The organism is Mucilaginibacter humi, assembly GCF_013087555.1.
The window spans coordinates 1-17,438 of record NZ_JABFCR010000070.1; the positions used below are offsets into that span (position 1 = coordinate 1).

Here is a 17,438-nt window from a genome sequence, read left to right on the forward strand (position 1 = left end):
AAACTCAATCTTTGTCATAGTGTTAATGTTTTGTACTGGTATGTAGACAAACGCTATACCACGATACAAAACCATCACCGACGCCAATTACATTATTATGTAACTACACTACTCGCATAAAAACACTTAAATACACTGATTTACAGTCAATTAAAACTATTTATTTATGAGATGACAGTAGGATTACAATAGGCAATTATCTTAAAAAGAAAATTAATTAACCAATTATATTCACCTCGCGTTGTAGTAAAACGCCAAATTTGGAGTACACACTGTCTATAATTTGCGACGAAAAGTTGTACACTTCCGGCCGGTGGCACCGCCATGGTTCACCAAAACCAGGGCCTGGTTCTTCCGGTGCCGGTGTGGCCAACAACTTTACCCTTCCAGCCGCATTGCTCAATGAGCCAACCAGCCGCCAACTTTATAAACCCATCACCTGCAGGATAGTTTACAACTTCGGGGAATTTATTTTTGATAGGTTCAAATTCGGCGGCAGTTATAACGGGGTTCTTGAAAAAACTGCCTGCATTGCCAATGGTCGACGGATCAGGCAGTTTTGCTACGCGGATATGGGACACAACAGTGGATACATCTTTTATAGTAGGTGCAGTAATACCACGATTAGCCAGCTCCTGCTCTATCGCGCCATAGCGCAAATTAACATTAGGGATAAGCGAAAGATCGAACTTTACAGATACGATGATATATTGGCCCTTGAGCTCGCTTTTAAATACACTTTCGCGGTAGCCAAACCCGCAATCGGCTTTGGTAAAGATTTTAAACTGGCCGGTAGCGATCTCAAAAGCGCGGCAGCTATGAAAAACATCTTTCAGTTCCACACCATACGCGCCAATGTTTTGTATAGGCGATGCACCTACCGAGCCGGGGATCAGGCTTAAATTCTCTAAACCGGCATAGCCACGCTGCACGCAAAAGTTTACCAGGTCGTTCCACACCTCGCCGGCACCGGCTTCAACAAATACTTCGTTATGGTTAATACGATGTTCGATACCCCGGATATTCATGCGGATAACCAATCCGTCAAAATCATTTATTAACAAAGGTTGCTGCCGCCGCCGATAACCAGCCGCGGGGTTTGCTGCCATTGCGGATCCATAAACAGTTCAACCAGTTCTTCAGGATGGTTTATTTCGGCGAAAAAGCTGGCCCTGGCCTCTACACCAAAGGTGTTAAAGTTTTTTAGCGAAACGTTTTGTTGGATTTGCAGCATGGGGCGAATTTCGGAATTTATTTGGAATAATAACTGCCATTATCCGTTAGTAAATAGCCCTGAAACCGGATTACTTCATTCTATCAATTCGTTTACCAGTACTATCAAACATCCCGCTATCATTATTTGATCTATTAAACGCATCTATGGATACCAAACCTGTAAATTTTAAATTCGCATCAACCGTAGCTAATTTGCCGGTATATGATTGTAACATTACCCAATTATTAGGGAACAATAACCAATGCGAGTAGACATTCCTGTTGCCATCTACATTAAGTATTTGCACTTGCCTGTAATCAAATTGAGCAATTCCCGGATATACATCTTTTAATATATTAAATTCGCTTTCGCTTATTTTACCTTGTGCTCCAGCCATAGCCTGAACTTCGCATTTAGAGAATTTCTTCAAATACTCAAATAAAAAACATCCTTTTTTATAGGCTGCAGCCAGCGTATCTTGAAATCTGTTAAGCCGGGTTATCGCTGCCGTGTCGCCTACATTAAATTTCGTATAGGGGTGCAAATAAAATGGCAATCGCGGTGAGGGAAAGGCCCCATACCAGCCATATCGCTTAGTGTATCCAATATTGTAAGGCTGTTTTTTTATTTTCAACAAAGCGTAGCCTTCCGGAAAATACGTTTTAAGATTTTCCCAGGCAAATTTAGCAGCAAATTTTTCGAAAAAAACATCAAGTATGATACTATTGTACATTCTTGTTTTTTCGGTAACCGCAAATAATTCATCACCCATAATCCATTCAAAGACTTCGGCTATTTTCGGATTATAAATCTTAACATTATTTATAACCCAAGGCATATGGTATATATTTTGAGATGCCAGCCCATTAATGCGGTAAGTTTGATGGACTTTATTTGTAATTATAAAAAAATATTGATAGTCATAAAATAAATTGGTGGGTATAACTGACTTTTTAACTACTTTTTTGATGATTGATCTGGATTGCAATGCCTTATTAAGTTCTATGCGTTGTCTTGGTGTAATTTCAGTCACAATACTATCATCTGACAACTGTATCATGTCTTTAATGTTAATATCAAAATTATCGTACTTAATTGTTGAATCGGGCTGTGATATATCGGTAAGTAAACCTGTTAATTTATCTTTCGATATAATTTTTAAAAATTTACGCGTCGAGTCGGTGTAAGGCCGTCTATCTTTCCCATAAGCCGGATAATAAGATGTTTGATAGCTGTTCGGTATTATTTTCAAATAGAACTTCAACTCTTCCAACACTGCGACGCAGTGCCCCACGATTAACAACACACTCAATTTTAATCACATCCTTCAAATCAATTTTTTGAGCAATACAGGGCTGCCCCTTCATTAATGAGGCAAAAATTATAAGGTAAAAGGAAAGTATGTTTTTTAAAGGCATGTTTTAACGTTTAGGCACGGTAATACTAAATTACAATAATATATAGGTTCTCGCCAACTTATAAATAACACGTAATGTTTTTTCTGTAACCAAATAATATTTATAGTGTCTTGTAGCTATATGAAGAACCTACTATTCACACTGATCTTTGGGCTGGGTATGATCACTACCGCATCGGCACAGCAAAACAACACCGATTTTATAACTACCGATATTGATAACTTTTGGCAGGCTTACGATAAAATAATCGCTACCAAAGACACGGTACAACAGTACCAATATCTTAACCAGCTATTTCTTGATAAAGCTACACCCGGCCAAAAAGCGATGATAGCGGCACGTCGTTATACCGCCGGGGAATACCTGGCAGCTATTACCGGTCGCCCGGAGTACTGGCCAACTATTCGTGCCAATACCAGTAAAGCCAAAGCATTTGCTTCGGATATTGAAGCCAATATACTTAAGCTAAAGAAACTATACCCGCAGGCAAGGCCCGCTAAAATATATTTTACTGTCGGCGTTTTCAGGAGTGGCGGTACCACCACAGATAATATGGTTTTGATTGGCAGCGAAATAGCGTTTACAGACGAGAACCTAAAAAACATGGTGTTTACTAATGTGCATGAATATGTGCACACACAGGAAAAAACTACCGATGCCAACAACATTTTGGGCCAGTGTGTGCTTGAAGGGGTAGCTGAATACCCGGCAGTAAAAGCTACCGGACAGCCATCAAGCGCACCGGCAATAGCTTATGGTTACGCGCATAACGACCGCATACGCGAGGTATTTGCACGCCAATTATTTAATACCGTCTACGGGATCTGGATGTATAACAGTATGGAAAACGAGTTTAATAACACCCGCGACCTTGGTTACTATGTAGGCTATGCCATTTGCGAAGATTATTATAACAAGGCTAAAAATAAGCAACAGGCTATTAAGGACATGATTGAATTAGACTTTAACGATGAAGCCGCCTTAGCCAAATTTGTGGATGCGTCCGGCTATTTTGCTGAACCTGTTGCTGTGCTGAAAACTAAATATGAAGATAGCCGCCCAAGAGTAATCAGCATAAAACCATTTAAAAATAACGCCACAGATGTTGACCCGGCAACCAAAGAAATAACCATTGAATTTTCAAACGTGATGAATAAGCGTTACCGCAACTTTGAACTGGGTCCGTTGGGAAAAGATAACCTGCTGAAAATAACCGGCGGGGTTGGTTTTAGTGAAGACGGAAGGAAATTTACTTTTACTGTCGACCTGCAACCTAACCGCCAATACCAGCTTGTTTTGGGAAGATTCAGGGATAATGATTTCAGGGACCTTAAAGAATATTTAATAGATTTTAAAACTGCAGCGAAGTAATTCGCGCAGTAAATTTCGTAGTTTTGATTAAACCGGTTACTAAAACCTTTAAATCAAACTATGCCTGTTTCCCGCAAAAACTTTATTAAAAGCACGGCTATCGCTTTGGCCGGAATGCCGCTTGGATTATCTGCGTTAGCGAATGTTACTAAACCACCGTTAGCCAAAACTGACGGCCCGGTGGCTGACGGCAAGGTAAGCATCAGCCTGTTCTCCAAACACCTGCAATGGCTCAATTATAAGGACATGGCCGCGCTGGCGGCCGAAATTGGCTATGACGGCATCGACCTGACTGTACGTGCCGATGGCCATGTAAAGCCTGAACGGATAAAGGATGACCTGCCAAAAGCTGTAGAAGCTATTAAACAGGCGGGACTGAATGTCTATACCATCACCACCGATATCCGCGATGCAGATGAAAAGTATACCGCCGACGTTTTAAAAACAGCCGCGCAGCTGGGCATCACAAATTACCGTATGGGCTGGTATAGTTATGATGCCGGGCTGGATACTGTGGCCAACCTCGCCATTATAAAAAACGTATGAGCGGCCTTGCAGCCATAAACAAGCAATACAAAATACATGGCGATTATGAGAACCACACCGGCCGTTTTGCAGGCCCGTTGTGGGATTTATGGGAAGTATTAAAGGACCTTGACCCCGAGTGGATAGGTTGCCAGTTTGATATCCGCCACGCTACGGTTGATGGCGCCGAGGCCGGCCGGTAACGCTTGATCTTTTAAAGCATTATATCGCCTCCATAACCGTAAAAGATTTTTATTGGGAAAAACGTAATGGTAAATGGGCAATTAAAGATGTACCATTGGGGCAGGGAATGGTCGACTATAAAAAGTATTTCGCGCAGTTAAAAAAGCTGGGCTTACAACGCCCGATTTCGCAACATTTTGAATATGACCTGGGCGGCGCGCAAAGCGGAGCGGCTAAACCATCCATCCCGAAAGAAGATGTGATAAAAGCTTTTAAAACTGATCTGGCTACTTTGAAAACGATGTTAAGGGAAGCAGGATTGTAGAAATTCCAATTCCCTCTTGAGAGGGGGTGCGTTGGCACGTGCGGCTGCAGGGGTGTGTCATGCGTGCGAACGGACACACCCCTCCACCCCTCTCGAGAGGGGAATCGCTCAAGGCCATTGCGCTTTTACTTATATCCCTACACAATATTCTCCAAATACTTATACCCACTCCCTGTATTTAGTAACAGCACTTTCTCGCCGGGTTTACCCACCGGCTGGCTTTAAGCTTTTTGCAGGCTTGCCATAATGACAATCAAAATAAAAGCCTTATTAAGTTTACACTCAATAAAGCTTTCCAAATCTTAAATTAACCTTCCGGATACTAAATGTGAATAGGACGATTCTCCGTCGCTGCCAAACAAGCTTCACGCATTGCTTCGGTATAAGTTGGGTGCGCATGGCTCATGCGGCTGATATCTTCGGCGCTGGCACGGTATTCCATTGCTACTACAGCTTCGGCAATCATATCCGCGGCACGCGGGCCTATCATGTGTACGCCTAAAATCTCGTCGGTAGCGGCATCAGCCAATACTTTTACAAAACCATCCAGATCGCCACTGGCTACTGCCCTGCCGCTGGCGCGGAACGGGAATGAGCCTGTTTTGTATTTAATACCTTTTTCTTTCAGTTGCTCCTCGGTTTGGCCTACAGCGGCAACTTCCGGCCGGTATAAACTACCCCCGGTATCAGGTTATAGTTGATATGTGGTTTTTGGCCGACAATAGTTTCGGCTACATAAGTACCTTCGTCTTCGGCTTTGTGGGCCAGCATTGCCCCGCGTATCACGTCGCCAATGGCATAAACACCCGGTACGCTGGTTTGCATGTGCTCATCAACGGTAATTTTGCGGCCCCGCTCTTCAACAGTAATGCCTATTTTATCCAAGCCCGGGCTATCGGTATAAGCTATACGGCCAACGGCTACCAGGCAGTAATCGCCTTTCAATTCTTTTTTATCGCCGTTAGGCGCATCAAAAGTTACGGTAACTTCTTTCCCTTTTACAGTAGCGCCTGTAACTTTATGGCCGGGTAAAACTCCATGCCTTGTTTTTGCAATACTTTCTGTAATTCTTTGCCCAGGCTTTTATCCATCGTAGGAATAATACCGTCCATAAATTCAATTACAGATACTTTGGCACCCAAGCGCGCGTAAACCGATCCTAACTCCAACCCGATAACGCCGCCACCAATCAGGATCAGGTGTTTAGGTACTTCGGTAAGGTTTAATGCTTCGGTAGAGGTGATGATGCGTTTTTTATCGATCTTGATAAATGGCAGACTTGATGGTTTTGAACCGGTGGCAATGATCACGTTTTTACCGGTGATCTCCTGCGTGGTCCCATCAGCTTTAGTTATGATTATGGTATTTTTATCTTTAAATGATCCCATCCCCTGGTAACCATCTATCTTGTTCTTTTTAAATAAAAAGCTGATGCCGGCGGTGTTTTTAGCAACTACATCGGCTTTGCGTTTTATCATCTGGCCAAAATCAAGCTTGATATCTTTTACATTGATACCATGCGTTGCAAAGGCATGCCCCGCGTTATAAAAATGTTCGGACGAATCTAACAGCGCCTTCGACGGGATACAGCCTACATTAAGACAAGTGCCCCCGTAAGTGCTGTATTTTTCAATACAAGCTGTTTTTAAACCCAACTGGGCACAACGTATGGCGGCTACATAACCACCCGGACCCGAACCTATAACGATAACATCATATTGCATAGTAGTATACTTTTTGTGGCGCAAAGTTAATTATTTTAGAGATTGGAGGTTAGTTAATTAGTGATTAGTTGACGCAGGAATTATAAAAAGGCGATAATTTGAATCGGTATAATATTATATTTGAATAAATTAACTCTTTTCATGAAACTACACCGATCACTCCTGATCCTTTTTGGGATCATATCTTTTAGTGCACATGCGCAGCTTGGCACAAACAAAGAGAAATTTACCCATGCCGATACCTTGCGCGGAATGCTAACACCACTGCGTACGTGTTATGATATTAACTACTACCATCTGGATGTTAAGTTTGATATCGACAAGAAATTCATCAGCGGCAGCAACCTGTTTAAATTTACTGCTACGCAGGATTTTACCAAACTACAATTTGACCTTTATGCCAACCTAAAGGTTGAAAAGGTAGTATATAAAGGTAAAGAAGTACCTTATACCCGCGATGAAGCCGCGGTATTCATCACCTTCCCAACAACCATTACCAAAGGCAGTAAGGATGAGTTTACGGTTTATTACTCGGGCAACCCTACTATAGCTAAGCGCGCCCCGTGGGACGGCGGTGTAGTTTACACTACCGACTCGTTAGGTAAACCTTGGGTAGCAACCGCCTGCGGTGCCGGCGCCAGCATTTGGTGGCCTACTAAAGATCATCAGGCAGACGAGGTAGACAGCGTGCTGATAAGCATTAGCGCACCTACGGGATTAAAGGATGTGTCAAATGGCAGGCTGCGTAAAGTAACCGACCTGAAGAATGGTTATACCCGTTTTGACTGGTTTGTGGCTAACCCCATAAACAACTACGATATTGAAGCCAACATTGGCGACTACACCCATTTTGGCGATACTTACGCTGGTGAGAAAGGTAAGTTAACCACTGATTTCTGGGTATTAAGCTACAACGTTGCCAAAGCCAAAAACAGTTTGGCCGCGATGTACCGCGCATGTTAAAAGCGTTTGAGCATTGGTTTGGGCCATACCCGTGGTATGAGGATGGTTATAAATTGATTGAAACACCACACCGGGCATGGAGCATCAAAGCGGGGTAGCATATGGTAACCATTACGTTAATGGTTATTATGCAGGTAACCGCGGCAACCCAACCGGTATAGATCTTTCAGGTACAGGCTTAGGTTTAATCGGGATTATATCATTGTGCACGAAAGCGGGCACGAGTGGTTCGGCAACAACATTACATCAAAAGATCTGGGCGATATGTGGATCCATGAAAGCTTTACCTGTTACTCAGAATCATTGTTTCTTGAAAACGTATCAACCAAGCTAAACGGTCAGATATATGTAAATGGTCAGCGCAGGGGAATTGGTAACCGCACACCTATAGTTGGCCCTTACAATGTAAACAAAGAAGGATCGGGTGATATGTACAGTAAGGGTGCGGTAATTTTAAATATGGTACGCACTATTATTAATGATGATGAAAAATGGCGCGCCATATTACGCGGGTTAAACAAAACTTTCTATCATCAAACCGTTACTTATGATGATATTACCAAATACATAAGCGATCGGCCGGTATAAATTTAGCGACAGTGTTTGATCAATACCTGCATTATGCCAACCTGCCTATTGTTGAATTTGCTACTATAAACGGCAAGCTAAACGCTAAATGGATAGCCGAAGCACGGGGCTTTAACATGCCGCTAAAGGTGCGCGTGAAGGGCGGATCATACGTCTATATCAAACCGGGAGCGGGATATTTCGTCCCTGTTAACGTTGAGGGGCTGACTAAAGATAATTTAGAGGTAGATACGTTTAACTACTATGTAGGTGTGATGGTAGATTAATTTAGTTTTCAGTGTAACGTTTGTAAATTAAATAGCGTCTCATTATAAACCAAAAACAATTACTATGAAACTGATCAAATTTTTTGTTGCCGCGGTGTTGCTTACAGTCGCCGGCAATACGTTTGCTAAAACCAATTTCGAGACAGAGGATCGGCACCTAACCGGCTTCAATGCTGTTAATGTAGCCGGATCATTTGATGTTTATATTAAACAGGGTACAACAGAGTCTGTTAAGGTAGAGGCCCCTGCTGATGTTATAAAAAACATTATAACCGAAGTTAAAAACGGCGCATTAATTATCCGTACTAAAGACCATTTTAGCTTCAACAATATCTTTGGGAATAAAAAGATGGTAGTGTATGTTACCATTAAAAACTGCAATGCCATATCGTTAACCGGATCAGGTGATGTTTACTTTAAGGAAGGCATTGCTGCAAATGATCTTAATCTCTCACTAACCGGATCGGGCGATGTTACCGGAAAAATTATCGCTAAAAATGTAAACTGCAGCCTTACCGGCTCTGGCGATTTGCGCGTAAGTGGCCGTGCAGACAATTCGAAGGTAACGGTTACCGGTTCAGGCGATTTTTCGGGCCGCGATCTGACTACCAATACCACGGTGGTATTTGTGGGTGGATCAGGCGATGCGTCTGTATATGCTACCGGCACACTTAAAGCAAGTGTTACCGGATCGGGCGATGTGCATTATGGCGGCAGCCCGCATAACATTTCAAAATCAACCTCAGGTAGCGGCGATATAAGCGGCAGCTAATATTTTAATGAGTGAGTGGTCACAACTTACTTAGTCTGATAAATAATAAAGGAGATGCAATTTGCATCTCCTTTTCTTGTAATATAAACCACATTTAGAAATCGATCTTACCTTTTACGCTTGGCTTGCCCCGCTATGGCCGCGGAGGCCTTTTACTTTTTGCTTGATCAAAAAGTAACAAAAAATCAAGTCAGCAAAGAGGCTTCTTTGCGCTCAGGGCCCTTTGCCCGGCAGGTCAGCTAAAACCACGGGCTGCAAAATTTTTGCGCCGCTGTCGCTCGCTCTTTCCCCACGCTTCAGCAAAAAATTGCTATGCCCCTCCCGGCGCGCAAGGCTACCAGTTTTAGCTGCCCTCACCCGAAGCTTTTTTGCTGACACTTTGCACAATACCAACATGTTCTAAACATTAAGGGATTACATAAAGGTGCTTAAAGTATGAGCATTGTTGTTTTATTGCCAAAACCGTCAGACGGGCAGCTTCGGGCGAAATCAGGTAAAACAAAGTGGGCCGTGCGGCTGCAAAGGCATTGGTAATTTTGCCTGAAGCGGTGGTCTTGTGCGACAACAGGCGGCAAAAGGACCGGGCCTTAGGTTTTACCTGATTTGCAGCGCATAAGGCCTTGTGCGGCAAGAAGCATCCCGACTTGATTTTGGTTATCATAACTTTGGTTACAAACTGCCCCTTTATCTTATCCAATAACTATACCACGTGCCCGCTTTTACGTGGACACTATCCGTAACTATTGGCTTTAAGCTGTCTATTAAATGATATACCCGCTGGTGCTGCATTTGTTCTTCTATGGGCCATATCTCGAACTGTGTACGCCGGTAATAGCGCGAATCATAAGAGAAACCTTTTAAACTATTGGTATAGTAATTATACTTAGAGGGGTTTTGAAAGCCATCGTCCAGTATCACGTAAGCATTGCCTGCTTTTTGGTTTACAGTTTTTGCCCATTCTTTAAAACCGTAATAACTTTTTATCTGGCCTATGCGGGTAACTATGGGTAGGCCAAACACCATGCTTAATCGTAACCCTATTATTAAAAATATATTGATTGCAGCTACCGTATTAAACCACTTAGGCAAACTCCCCCATTGGTTAAAACGGATAAGCGCCAGCATAATTAGCGGAGCGAAGGCTATCAACGTCCAATGCGGTTGGGCTTCGCCCCTGAAAGTGGTAAAGAAAAAGAAGGCGAAAGTGCCGATTCCATTTACCATTAAACACCTGATAAAAGCGTCCTTAATTTTTGTAGTAAATGCTGCGTAGAACAAGAACCAGCCAATTAGCGGCCCAGCCATTAGCAATTGCCCCGGCAGGTATAAATAACTATTCTCGGGATTATAGACCTTTACCGCGCGCTCATATAAATGGTAGTTGATGGATGGATAATCATGATTTACCTGCCATAAAATATGCGGGGTAAAAAATGCTATGGCTATTAACGCGATTACATAAAATGATGGTCGTTTTAACAACCTGATATTACTTACAACTGTAAAGGCTACCAACAGCACCGCATGGTATTTACTGTAAAGCATGCAAGCTAAAACTACACCCAATATCAACGCCAGTAGCCAGCTATCTTCAACAATATATTTTTGGTAAAAGAAATAAAACAGCACCGCGAAGAAGAACAAAGGTGCATCGGGCGTAGTGGTAAAACCATATATATGAAATATCAGCGTACCCGATACTACCAGTATAAACGCCCATACATTTACCGCATATTTTTTTAGGATGAGCCATAAGATGTACACCGACGTAGTGCTGGTTAGCACGGTAATTAAGCGTAGCCCTAATTCGTTATGCATCAGGCTATCGCCTATCCGGATAAAAACGGCCACCATGGGCGGGTGGTCGAAATAGCCCCAGTCTAAAAAGCGCGAGTACATCCAGTAATATGCCTCATCGGCATGCAGCTCAAGCGTGTAAGCCTGTATAACGTTTAATATTGTCCAGCACAATAAAAAATACCGGATGATCTTGTCAGGCTGTGTAGTTTTTTGTGTGGACGATAATGTCATTTAAAAGATATATTCAATATGGCAAAGGTAGATAAATAATGTATTTATGCGGATAATCTTAAATTAGCCGATATTTTACTACCATGACCAAAGCAATTGAAATTATAAAAATGCCCCGCCTGATGATCCTTAAAGGCGTAGAAGATTTAACATTAGCACAACTGAATAAAATACCGGCCGGCTTTAACAACAACATTATATGGAACCTGGGCCATATGATAGCCGCGCAGCAGGGTGTTTGCTATAAACGCGCAGGTGTAGCTACTATAATTGATGATGAGTTTTGGGAAACCTTCAGGCCAGACACTAAGCCAGAACGCTTATTCGATGAAAACGATCTTGCTAAAATAAAAGAGCTTTTTATTTCGACTATTGACCAACTGGAGATCGATCTTGCGAATAACCTTTTCCCAAATTATGGAACGTGGACAACACGCTATGGTGCAGAGTTAACCAGCATACAGGACGCTGTAAACTTTATACCTTTTCATGAAGGGTTTCATATTGGCTATATCACAGCACTTAAACGGGCTATATAATTATTTGATCCGCGCTATAACGTTATTGAACTTATAAACTACCAGGTTAATAACTATTTTATTACTAGGAAATTGCTGTTGCATCTCCTTTCGCAGATCTACAAATGCCTGCATAGCGGTCGGGTTACCGGTAATTAAAGGGTTAACAGATATGCTAATTTCAACCGTTTTGCTGATCTTTTTATGTACACAAATTTGGTTGTCGTCTCATCAAAAAAATGAGCCTTGGTAAGGCCATCCGCCAGATAATTAACCTCTTCTTCAGTTATATTATTTTTATCGTAGGTAACCTCATGTTTCATTTTACCATACGCAAGCATTGTCTGCAGTACCTTTGGTTTTGAAAACAAGCCCAAACCAAAGATCAAAAACAATGCTATAGCTATGGTTCCTAAACTAAAAATGACTGCCAGTTTCCTATTTTTAGCTTTCAATCCTGCACTTTGTTTACTTGTATTATTTTGATTCATCTTTAGTTTAATTGGTTATCCCGGTTGGGTTTGCTAAGATATGTAAAAGCTTACTTTAAATTCATACCGGCATCCATAAAAAAGCCCGGCATAACCGGGCTTTCAATATTAATGACAGGCGTATTACACCCCTAATAACAATCTCGCGGGATCTTCTAATAATTGTTTTACCCTTACCGGGGAAGCTAACAGACTCGCGCCCATCAACTATACGGTGATCGTATGATAAAGCTACATACATCATCGGGCGGATAACTACTTGGCCGTTTACTGCCACCGGGCGCTCTATAATGTTATGCATACCCAAAATAGCCGACTGCGGCGAGTTAATGATAGGCGTTGACAGCATAGAACCAAATACACCACCATTGGTAATAGTGAATGTTCCGCCGGTCATTTCTTCTAATGACAGTTTGTTGTCGCGGGCCTTTCCGGCTAAAGTAACAACTGCTTTTTCAATTTCGGCAAGGCTCATGGCGTCCGCGTTACGGATAACCGGGACAACCAGTCCTTTTGGCGCTGATACTGCTATCGAGATATCAGCAAAGTTGCTGTAAATTACTTCTTCGCCCTCAATACGTGCGCCTACTGCTGGCCAGTCTTTCAACGCCTCGGTAACCGCCTTAGTAAAGAACGACATAAAGCCTAAGCCAACGCCGTGCTTCTCTTTAAATTTATCTTTGTATTTGCTGCGGATCTCCATGATCGGCGACATATCCACTTCGTTAAAAGTGGTTAGCATAGCTGTTTCATTTTTTACCGTTACCAAACGCCTGGCAACAGTTTTACGCAATGGCGACATCTTTTCGCGACGCTCGCTCCGTTCGCCGGCTATTACCGGTGTGGCGGGTGCAGGTGCAGGAGCCGATGCAGCAGCGGCAACAGCATTCCGTGTTTGAGGGTTTTCTGATACCTTATCAATTGATAAAGCATCTTCTTTGGTAATTCGTCCGTTAACGCCGGTACCACTTACAGCAGCAGCGTCAACGCCTTTTTCGGCCAATATTTTAGCAGCAGCGGGCGATGGTGTACCCGATGCATAAGTAGTTCCTTTGTCAGCAGCGGCTGCAACCGGTGCGGCCTCTGCTTTTGCAGCGGGTGCCGCTTCCGCTTTAGGTGCGGGCGTTGCGGCTCCGCCCTCTTCAATACTGCAAACAACAGCACCAATGGCTAAAACGTCCCCCTCTTTAGCTATAGTTTTTAATACCCCCGCTTTTTCGGCAGTAAGCTCAAAAGTAGCTTTATCAGATTCCAGTTCGGCAATGGCTTCATCCATAGCTACGGTATCACCGTCTTTTTTAACCAGCTTGATAACGTTACTTCTGTAATTGATTCGCCTACCGGCGGAACTTTAATTTCTAAACTCATATTGTTTAAGTATGTTGGTTATATTTTGTTCCCGGAATTTACTTCAGGGTTTTTATTTTGAGCCATATTAATGAGGCTATGTTCCGCATTCCTGTATCACCCGGATGTCCTGAAACAGCAGCATTTTCAAATAGCCCTAATGCCATATTAGCCGGATCCTGCGTTATCGTTTCAAGGGAAACATACGGAGGGTACTTGATCATTACGTGATCGGCCATACCTCTAAACACAGTGCTTACCCCAACAACAATTACTTTAGGGTTATCTGCCTTAAAATAATTGATAAGATCTTGATATCGTTTTTCAAATATATTCATATCTATATTTGCCTGCAGGTTTTCACCTATCCTTAATATAACCAGATCCGGGTGGGTATCCCTCAAACTTTTCAGTTCCGTGTCAAAATTATACCTTGTAAAATCTAATTCAAATCCTTGTACATTTTTTGCCTTAACTACTACATCAGGGTTGCGCAGTTGAAAGCTTTTTTTCAAAACATGCACATAATCTTTCTCTTCTGCACTGGCAGCCATTCCCCAATCGCCGTACCATCCCAACGGAAGATTTGGGCCTGCATGGGTAATGCTGTTACCTAATATTACAACATTGTTAAATTTCAACAACGCTGGTGTGGCAAGGTTTTCTTCAACAGAAATTTCGGGCTCTTTGAATTCTTTTTTATTTTGTTTTTTACAACTTAATATCAGAAAAGGCAAAATTGCCACAAAAAGATATTTCCATTTCAGCATATTATTAATCAGCTCCGGCTGTTGCCATTTTGTTAGTGGTTTCTTTAACCACCTCTTTTACTTTTTACCTGCCGGCGATTCGAATGCTTTTGATATAATATACAATTGCTGCGCGGCATGCTGTTTAGCAAAACCAGTAGCTGTACTCGCACTTTCATTACGAGAGATAATATCAAATTTCAAAGCTTCCGCTGTACGCGATTTACGATACAGGTACGGCCATGCGCCCATATTTTCCGGCTCTTCCTGCACCCAGATAAAATCTGTGGCTTTGCTGTATTTAGCACGGATAGCGCCTATCTGTTGCACCGGTGTAGGGTATAGCTGCTCTAAACGTACAAGAGCCACGTCTTTACGATCGTCTGCCTGTTGTTTCTCTAAAAGATCGTAATAGATCTTGCCCGAGCAGAATAATACGCGTTTAACCTTTTAGGATCAGCGTAGGTATCATCAATAACTTCTTTAAATACTCCATCGGTAAAATCAGCCAGCGGCGATACGCATTTAGGGTTACGCAATAAGCTTTTTGGTGTAAAAATAACCAATGGCTTACGGAACTCGCGATAGATCTGGCGACGCAATATGTGGAAGAAGTTGGCAGGTGTTGTACAATTCGCTACCGGATATTATTATCGGCACAAAGCTCCATAAAACGCTCAATCCTTGCTGATGAGTGCTCCGGACCCCTGGCCTTCATAACCATGTGGCAATAACATTACCAAACCATTGCCACGTTGCCATTTAGTTTCGGCACTTACAATATATTGGTCAACAATGGTTTGGGCACCGTTAAAGAAATCGCCAAACTGTGCTTCCCAGATAGTTAAGGCGTTAGGGTTTGCCAACGCATAACCATACTCAAAACCTAATACCCCGTACTCTGATAATAACGAGTTATAAATGCTGAATTTCTCACCGCCGATAGTATCAAGCGGCGTATATTCTTCTTCCGAATCGGCCAGCGTTAATACGGCGTGCCGATGTGAGAAAGTTCCTCTTTTTACGTCCTCGCCGCTTAAGCGTACTTTATGTCCCTCTTTTAATAAAGAACCGTAGGCCATTAACTCGCCCATAGCCCAATCAAAAGTTTGGGTGTTGTTAACCATATTGCTGCGGTCCTCAAAAAGTTTCTCAATCTTCTTAAAGAACGCCTTATCTTTAGGCAAGTCGGTTAACTTTTTACCGATAGCCAATAATTCTTCTTTTGATACGGCGGTATTTACCGGCGCGCTAAAATCTCTTTCGGTTGCTAAATGCAGGCCTTCCCGTGCACCGGCAAACATTGGGATAGACTCCGTAAACTTGTCTTCTGCTTTCGATTCATCCAGGTCGCTCTGCAATTTCTTACGGAACTCTGTTTCTATCTTTTTGGCTTCGTCATCACTAACAACCCCTTCGGCAGTCAATTTTTTCAAATAAACCTCGCGTGGGTTAGGGTGTGCATCTATGGCTTTGTATAATACCGGTTGGGTAAATTTAGGCTCATCAGCCTCATTATGCCCATAACGGCGGTAGCAAAGGATATCGATAAACACATCATCATGGAAAACCCGGCGGTACTCCATAGCCATATTTATAACATAAGCCAATGCTTCCACATCATCACCATTAACGTGGAAAACCGGCGATAAAACCGTTTTTGCCACATCTGTACAATAAGTACTTGAGCGGGCATCAACAAAGTTGGTGGTAAAGCCTATTTGGTTATTAATAACCGGTGAATGGTGCCGCCGGTGCGGTAACCATCCAATTTTTCCATTTGTAAAACTTCGTAAACAATACCCCGGCCCGCTACAGAAGCATCGCCATGGATTAATATCGGGGCTATCTTGGTGTGATCGCCGTTGTATTTGAAATCTATTTTTGAACGGGTTAGGCCTTCAACAACCGGATCAACCGCCTCCAAGTGCGATGGATTAGGGCATAAGCTTAAATGTACCTTTTTACCGTTTTCGGCTTCAACATCGGTACTGAAACCTAAGTGATATTTTACGTCGCCGCTTGCGGTAGAGTGTTCATCAAAGTTTTTACCTTCAAACTCAGAGAAGATCTCTTTGTAGGTTTTTTTCATGATGTTGGCCAGCACGTTTAAGCGCCCGCGGTGAGCCATACCTATAGTAAACTCTTCGATACCCGTGGTTGCACCCTTTTGTATAACAGAATCCATTGCAGGGATCAAGGCTTCGGCACCCTCTAACGAGAAACGTTTTTGACCCAGAATTTTGTACCCGGAAGTTTTCGAAAATAACCGCCTCACTTACTTTCCGCAGCATTAGTTTCTTTTCTTCTTTTGAGAAAGATGGCTTATTGCGCACACTCTCCATCCTGCTTTGGAACCATTTTGTTTTTATAGGGTTGCGGATGTACAAGTACTCTACACCTATTGTACCGCAATAGGTTTGCTCCAGCATCTCCACAATGTCGCGCAATTTTGCGGGGCCAATACCCAGTTCAACACCGGCATTAAATACAGTATCAAGGTCAGACTCGGCCAGTCCAAAAGTTTCCAGTTCTTTACCGGGGAAATACTTGCGGCGTTCGCGTACCGGGTTTGTTTTTGCAAACAAATGTCCGCGGCCGCGGTATCCATCGATCATGTTTAAAACATTGATCTCTTTTAAAAAATGTTGAGGTGTTTCGGCACTAACTGCAGGTGCCTGCGCTCCGCGCCCGAAATCAAACCCTTCAAAAAATTTTTGCCAGCCAAACTCAACCGATTCAGGGTCTTGTTTATAGGCTTCGTATAAAGAATCAATAAATGCGGCGTTGTTGCTATTTATATAATTGAGGCTATCCATTGTAAACCAACTTTAGAATTGTGCAAAGCTAAGCATAACGTATTATAAACTTTTAATTTAATTGTAAATCATTTACTACGTTTTCCACAAAAAGTGCATAAACGACTCCAAAAAGCAATATAAAACCAGTAG

General features: G+C 42.5%; 16 protein-coding genes and 5 pseudogenes. 9 read left to right on the plus strand and 12 right to left on the minus strand.

Annotated features, from left to right (window positions below; translation table 11 throughout):
- Positions 1-217 precede the first annotated feature (217 nt).
- From murB to HK413_RS13220, 3 genes and pseudogenes are all read right to left on the minus strand, one after another.
- A pseudogene (gene murB, locus HK413_RS13210) lies at positions 218-1,234 on the minus strand (UDP-N-acetylmuramate dehydrogenase).
- Between the two features lie 70 nt (positions 1,235-1,304).
- Positions 1,305-2,267: a hypothetical protein gene (locus HK413_RS13215; protein ID WP_175270466.1), complete on the minus strand. Its 963-nt coding sequence runs from the start codon at positions 2,265-2,267 to the stop codon at positions 1,305-1,307.
- A gap of 142 nt (positions 2,268-2,409) precedes the next feature.
- Positions 2,410-2,634 (minus strand): hypothetical protein, encoded by a 225-nt coding sequence (locus tag HK413_RS13220; protein ID WP_175270467.1) that lies wholly within the window; start codon positions 2,632-2,634, stop codon positions 2,410-2,412.
- 120 nt (positions 2,635-2,754) lie between these two features.
- Between HK413_RS13220 and HK413_RS13225 the strand changes: the two genes are divergently transcribed.
- The 4 genes from HK413_RS13225 (at position 2,755) to HK413_RS13240 (ending at position 5,038) form a co-directional block, all read left to right on the plus strand.
- On the plus strand, positions 2,755-4,005 hold the full coding sequence (locus tag HK413_RS13225; protein WP_175270468.1) for an Ig-like domain-containing protein: 1,251 nt from the start codon (positions 2,755-2,757) through the stop codon (positions 4,003-4,005).
- Positions 4,006-4,065: 60 nt separating this feature from the next.
- Positions 4,066-4,551, plus strand: coding sequence for a sugar phosphate isomerase/epimerase (locus HK413_RS13230; protein WP_217452313.1), 486 nt, complete (start codon positions 4,066-4,068; stop codon positions 4,549-4,551).
- Positions 4,548-4,733 carry an apurinic/apyrimidinic endonuclease family protein gene (locus tag HK413_RS13235; RefSeq protein WP_175270470.1) on the plus strand — a complete coding sequence of 62 codons (186 nt, stop codon included), beginning with the start codon at positions 4,548-4,550 and terminating at the stop codon, positions 4,731-4,733. Before HK413_RS13230 ends, HK413_RS13235 begins: the two co-directional genes overlap by 4 nt.
- 107 nt (positions 4,734-4,840) lie before the next feature.
- On the plus strand, positions 4,841-5,038 hold the full coding sequence (locus tag HK413_RS13240; RefSeq protein WP_175270471.1) for a hypothetical protein: 198 nt from the start codon (positions 4,841-4,843) through the stop codon (positions 5,036-5,038).
- A 322-nt stretch (positions 5,039-5,360) separates the two neighbouring features.
- Here HK413_RS13240 and lpdA read toward each other — a convergent pair.
- A pseudogene (lpdA, locus tag HK413_RS13245) lies at positions 5,361-6,762 on the minus strand (dihydrolipoyl dehydrogenase).
- Between the two features lie 141 nt (positions 6,763-6,903).
- On the opposite strand from lpdA, the gene HK413_RS18545 reads away from it, so the two are divergent.
- From HK413_RS18545 to HK413_RS13255, 4 genes are all read left to right on the plus strand, one after another.
- Positions 6,904-7,725, plus strand: coding sequence for a gluzincin family metallopeptidase (locus tag HK413_RS18545; RefSeq protein WP_246230532.1), 822 nt, complete (start codon positions 6,904-6,906; stop codon positions 7,723-7,725).
- Positions 7,726-7,929: 204 nt separating this feature from the next.
- Positions 7,930-8,313 (plus strand): M1 family aminopeptidase, encoded by a 384-nt coding sequence (locus HK413_RS18550; RefSeq protein ID WP_317169601.1) that lies wholly within the window; start codon positions 7,930-7,932, stop codon positions 8,311-8,313.
- Positions 8,314-8,324: 11 nt separating this feature from the next.
- Positions 8,325-8,579, plus strand: coding sequence for a hypothetical protein (locus HK413_RS18555; protein ID WP_246230533.1), 255 nt, complete (start codon positions 8,325-8,327; stop codon positions 8,577-8,579).
- Positions 8,580-8,643: 64 nt separating this feature from the next.
- Positions 8,644-9,351, plus strand: a complete 708-nt coding sequence (locus HK413_RS13255) for a head GIN domain-containing protein (RefSeq protein WP_175270472.1) — start codon at positions 8,644-8,646, stop codon at positions 9,349-9,351.
- A 684-nt stretch (positions 9,352-10,035) separates the two neighbouring features.
- On the opposite strand, the gene HK413_RS13260 is transcribed toward HK413_RS13255, so the two are convergent.
- Positions 10,036-11,382: an ArnT family glycosyltransferase gene (locus HK413_RS13260; protein ID WP_175270473.1), complete on the minus strand. Its 1,347-nt coding sequence runs from the start codon at positions 11,380-11,382 to the stop codon at positions 10,036-10,038.
- Between the two features lie 83 nt (positions 11,383-11,465).
- Between HK413_RS13260 and HK413_RS13265 the strand changes: the two genes are divergently transcribed.
- Complete coding sequence (locus tag HK413_RS13265; RefSeq protein ID WP_175270474.1) at positions 11,466-11,921, plus strand: DinB family protein; 456 nt, start codon at positions 11,466-11,468, stop codon at positions 11,919-11,921.
- Positions 11,922-12,055: 134 nt separating this feature from the next.
- Here HK413_RS13265 and HK413_RS13270 read toward each other — a convergent pair whose 3' ends face one another.
- The 7 genes and pseudogenes from HK413_RS13270 to HK413_RS18565 all read right to left on the minus strand — a co-directional run.
- A complete protein-coding gene (locus HK413_RS13270; RefSeq protein ID WP_175270475.1) occupies positions 12,056-12,391 on the minus strand; it encodes a hypothetical protein in 336 nt (111 codons plus the stop codon).
- A 123-nt stretch (positions 12,392-12,514) separates the two neighbouring features.
- A pseudogene (gene odhB, locus HK413_RS13275) lies at positions 12,515-13,759 on the minus strand (2-oxoglutarate dehydrogenase complex dihydrolipoyllysine-residue succinyltransferase).
- Positions 13,760-13,797: 38 nt separating this feature from the next.
- Positions 13,798-14,508 carry an SGNH/GDSL hydrolase family protein gene (locus HK413_RS13280; RefSeq protein ID WP_175270476.1) on the minus strand — a complete coding sequence of 237 codons (711 nt, stop codon included), beginning with the start codon at positions 14,506-14,508 and terminating at the stop codon, positions 13,798-13,800.
- Between the two features lie 57 nt (positions 14,509-14,565).
- Positions 14,566-14,904, minus strand: coding sequence for a hypothetical protein (locus HK413_RS18560; protein WP_317169602.1), 339 nt, complete (start codon positions 14,902-14,904; stop codon positions 14,566-14,568).
- A pseudogene (locus HK413_RS13285) lies at positions 14,886-16,259 on the minus strand (thiamine pyrophosphate-dependent enzyme). Before HK413_RS13285 ends, HK413_RS18560 begins: the two are co-directional and overlap by 19 nt.
- Positions 16,205-16,675, minus strand: a complete 471-nt coding sequence (locus HK413_RS20150) for a thiamine pyrophosphate-dependent enzyme (protein WP_262886918.1) — start codon at positions 16,673-16,675, stop codon at positions 16,205-16,207. The pseudogene HK413_RS13285 and the gene HK413_RS20150 overlap by 55 nt, the downstream one beginning before the upstream one ends.
- A gap of 556 nt (positions 16,676-17,231) precedes the next feature.
- A pseudogene (locus HK413_RS18565) lies at positions 17,232-17,306 on the minus strand (2-oxoglutarate dehydrogenase E1 subunit family protein); the annotation flags it as partial.
- Positions 17,307-17,438: the final 132 nt, after the last annotated feature.

What these genes read in the sequence shown, in the direction of transcription:
- HK413_RS13220 (WP_175270467.1), bottom strand. Translation starts at nt 2,634, where the DNA reads ATGCCTTTAAAAAACATACTTTCCTTTTACCTTATAATTTTTGCCTCA.
- HK413_RS13225 (WP_175270468.1), top strand. Translation starts at nt 2,755, where the DNA reads ATGAAGAACCTACTATTCACACTGATCTTTGGGCTGGGTATGATCACT.
- HK413_RS13230 (WP_217452313.1), top strand. Translation starts at nt 4,066, where the DNA reads ATGCCTGTTTCCCGCAAAAACTTTATTAAAAGCACGGCTATCGCTTTG.
- HK413_RS13235 (WP_175270470.1), top strand. Translation starts at nt 4,548, where the DNA reads ATGAGCGGCCTTGCAGCCATAAACAAGCAATACAAAATACATGGCGAT.
- HK413_RS13240 (WP_175270471.1), top strand. Translation starts at nt 4,841, where the DNA reads ATGGTCGACTATAAAAAGTATTTCGCGCAGTTAAAAAAGCTGGGCTTA.
- HK413_RS18545 (WP_246230532.1), top strand. Translation starts at nt 6,904, where the DNA reads ATGAAACTACACCGATCACTCCTGATCCTTTTTGGGATCATATCTTTT.
- HK413_RS13255 (WP_175270472.1), top strand. Translation starts at nt 8,644, where the DNA reads ATGAAACTGATCAAATTTTTTGTTGCCGCGGTGTTGCTTACAGTCGCC.
- HK413_RS13260 (WP_175270473.1), bottom strand. Translation starts at nt 11,382, where the DNA reads ATGACATTATCGTCCACACAAAAAACTACACAGCCTGACAAGATCATC.
- HK413_RS13265 (WP_175270474.1), top strand. Translation starts at nt 11,466, where the DNA reads ATGACCAAAGCAATTGAAATTATAAAAATGCCCCGCCTGATGATCCTT.
- HK413_RS13270 (WP_175270475.1), bottom strand. Translation starts at nt 12,391, where the DNA reads ATGAATCAAAATAATACAAGTAAACAAAGTGCAGGATTGAAAGCTAAA.
- HK413_RS13280 (WP_175270476.1), bottom strand. Translation starts at nt 14,508, where the DNA reads ATGCTGAAATGGAAATATCTTTTTGTGGCAATTTTGCCTTTTCTGATA.
- HK413_RS20150 (WP_262886918.1), bottom strand. Translation starts at nt 16,675, where the DNA reads ATGGATTCTGTTATACAAAAGGGTGCAACCACGGGTATCGAAGAGTTT.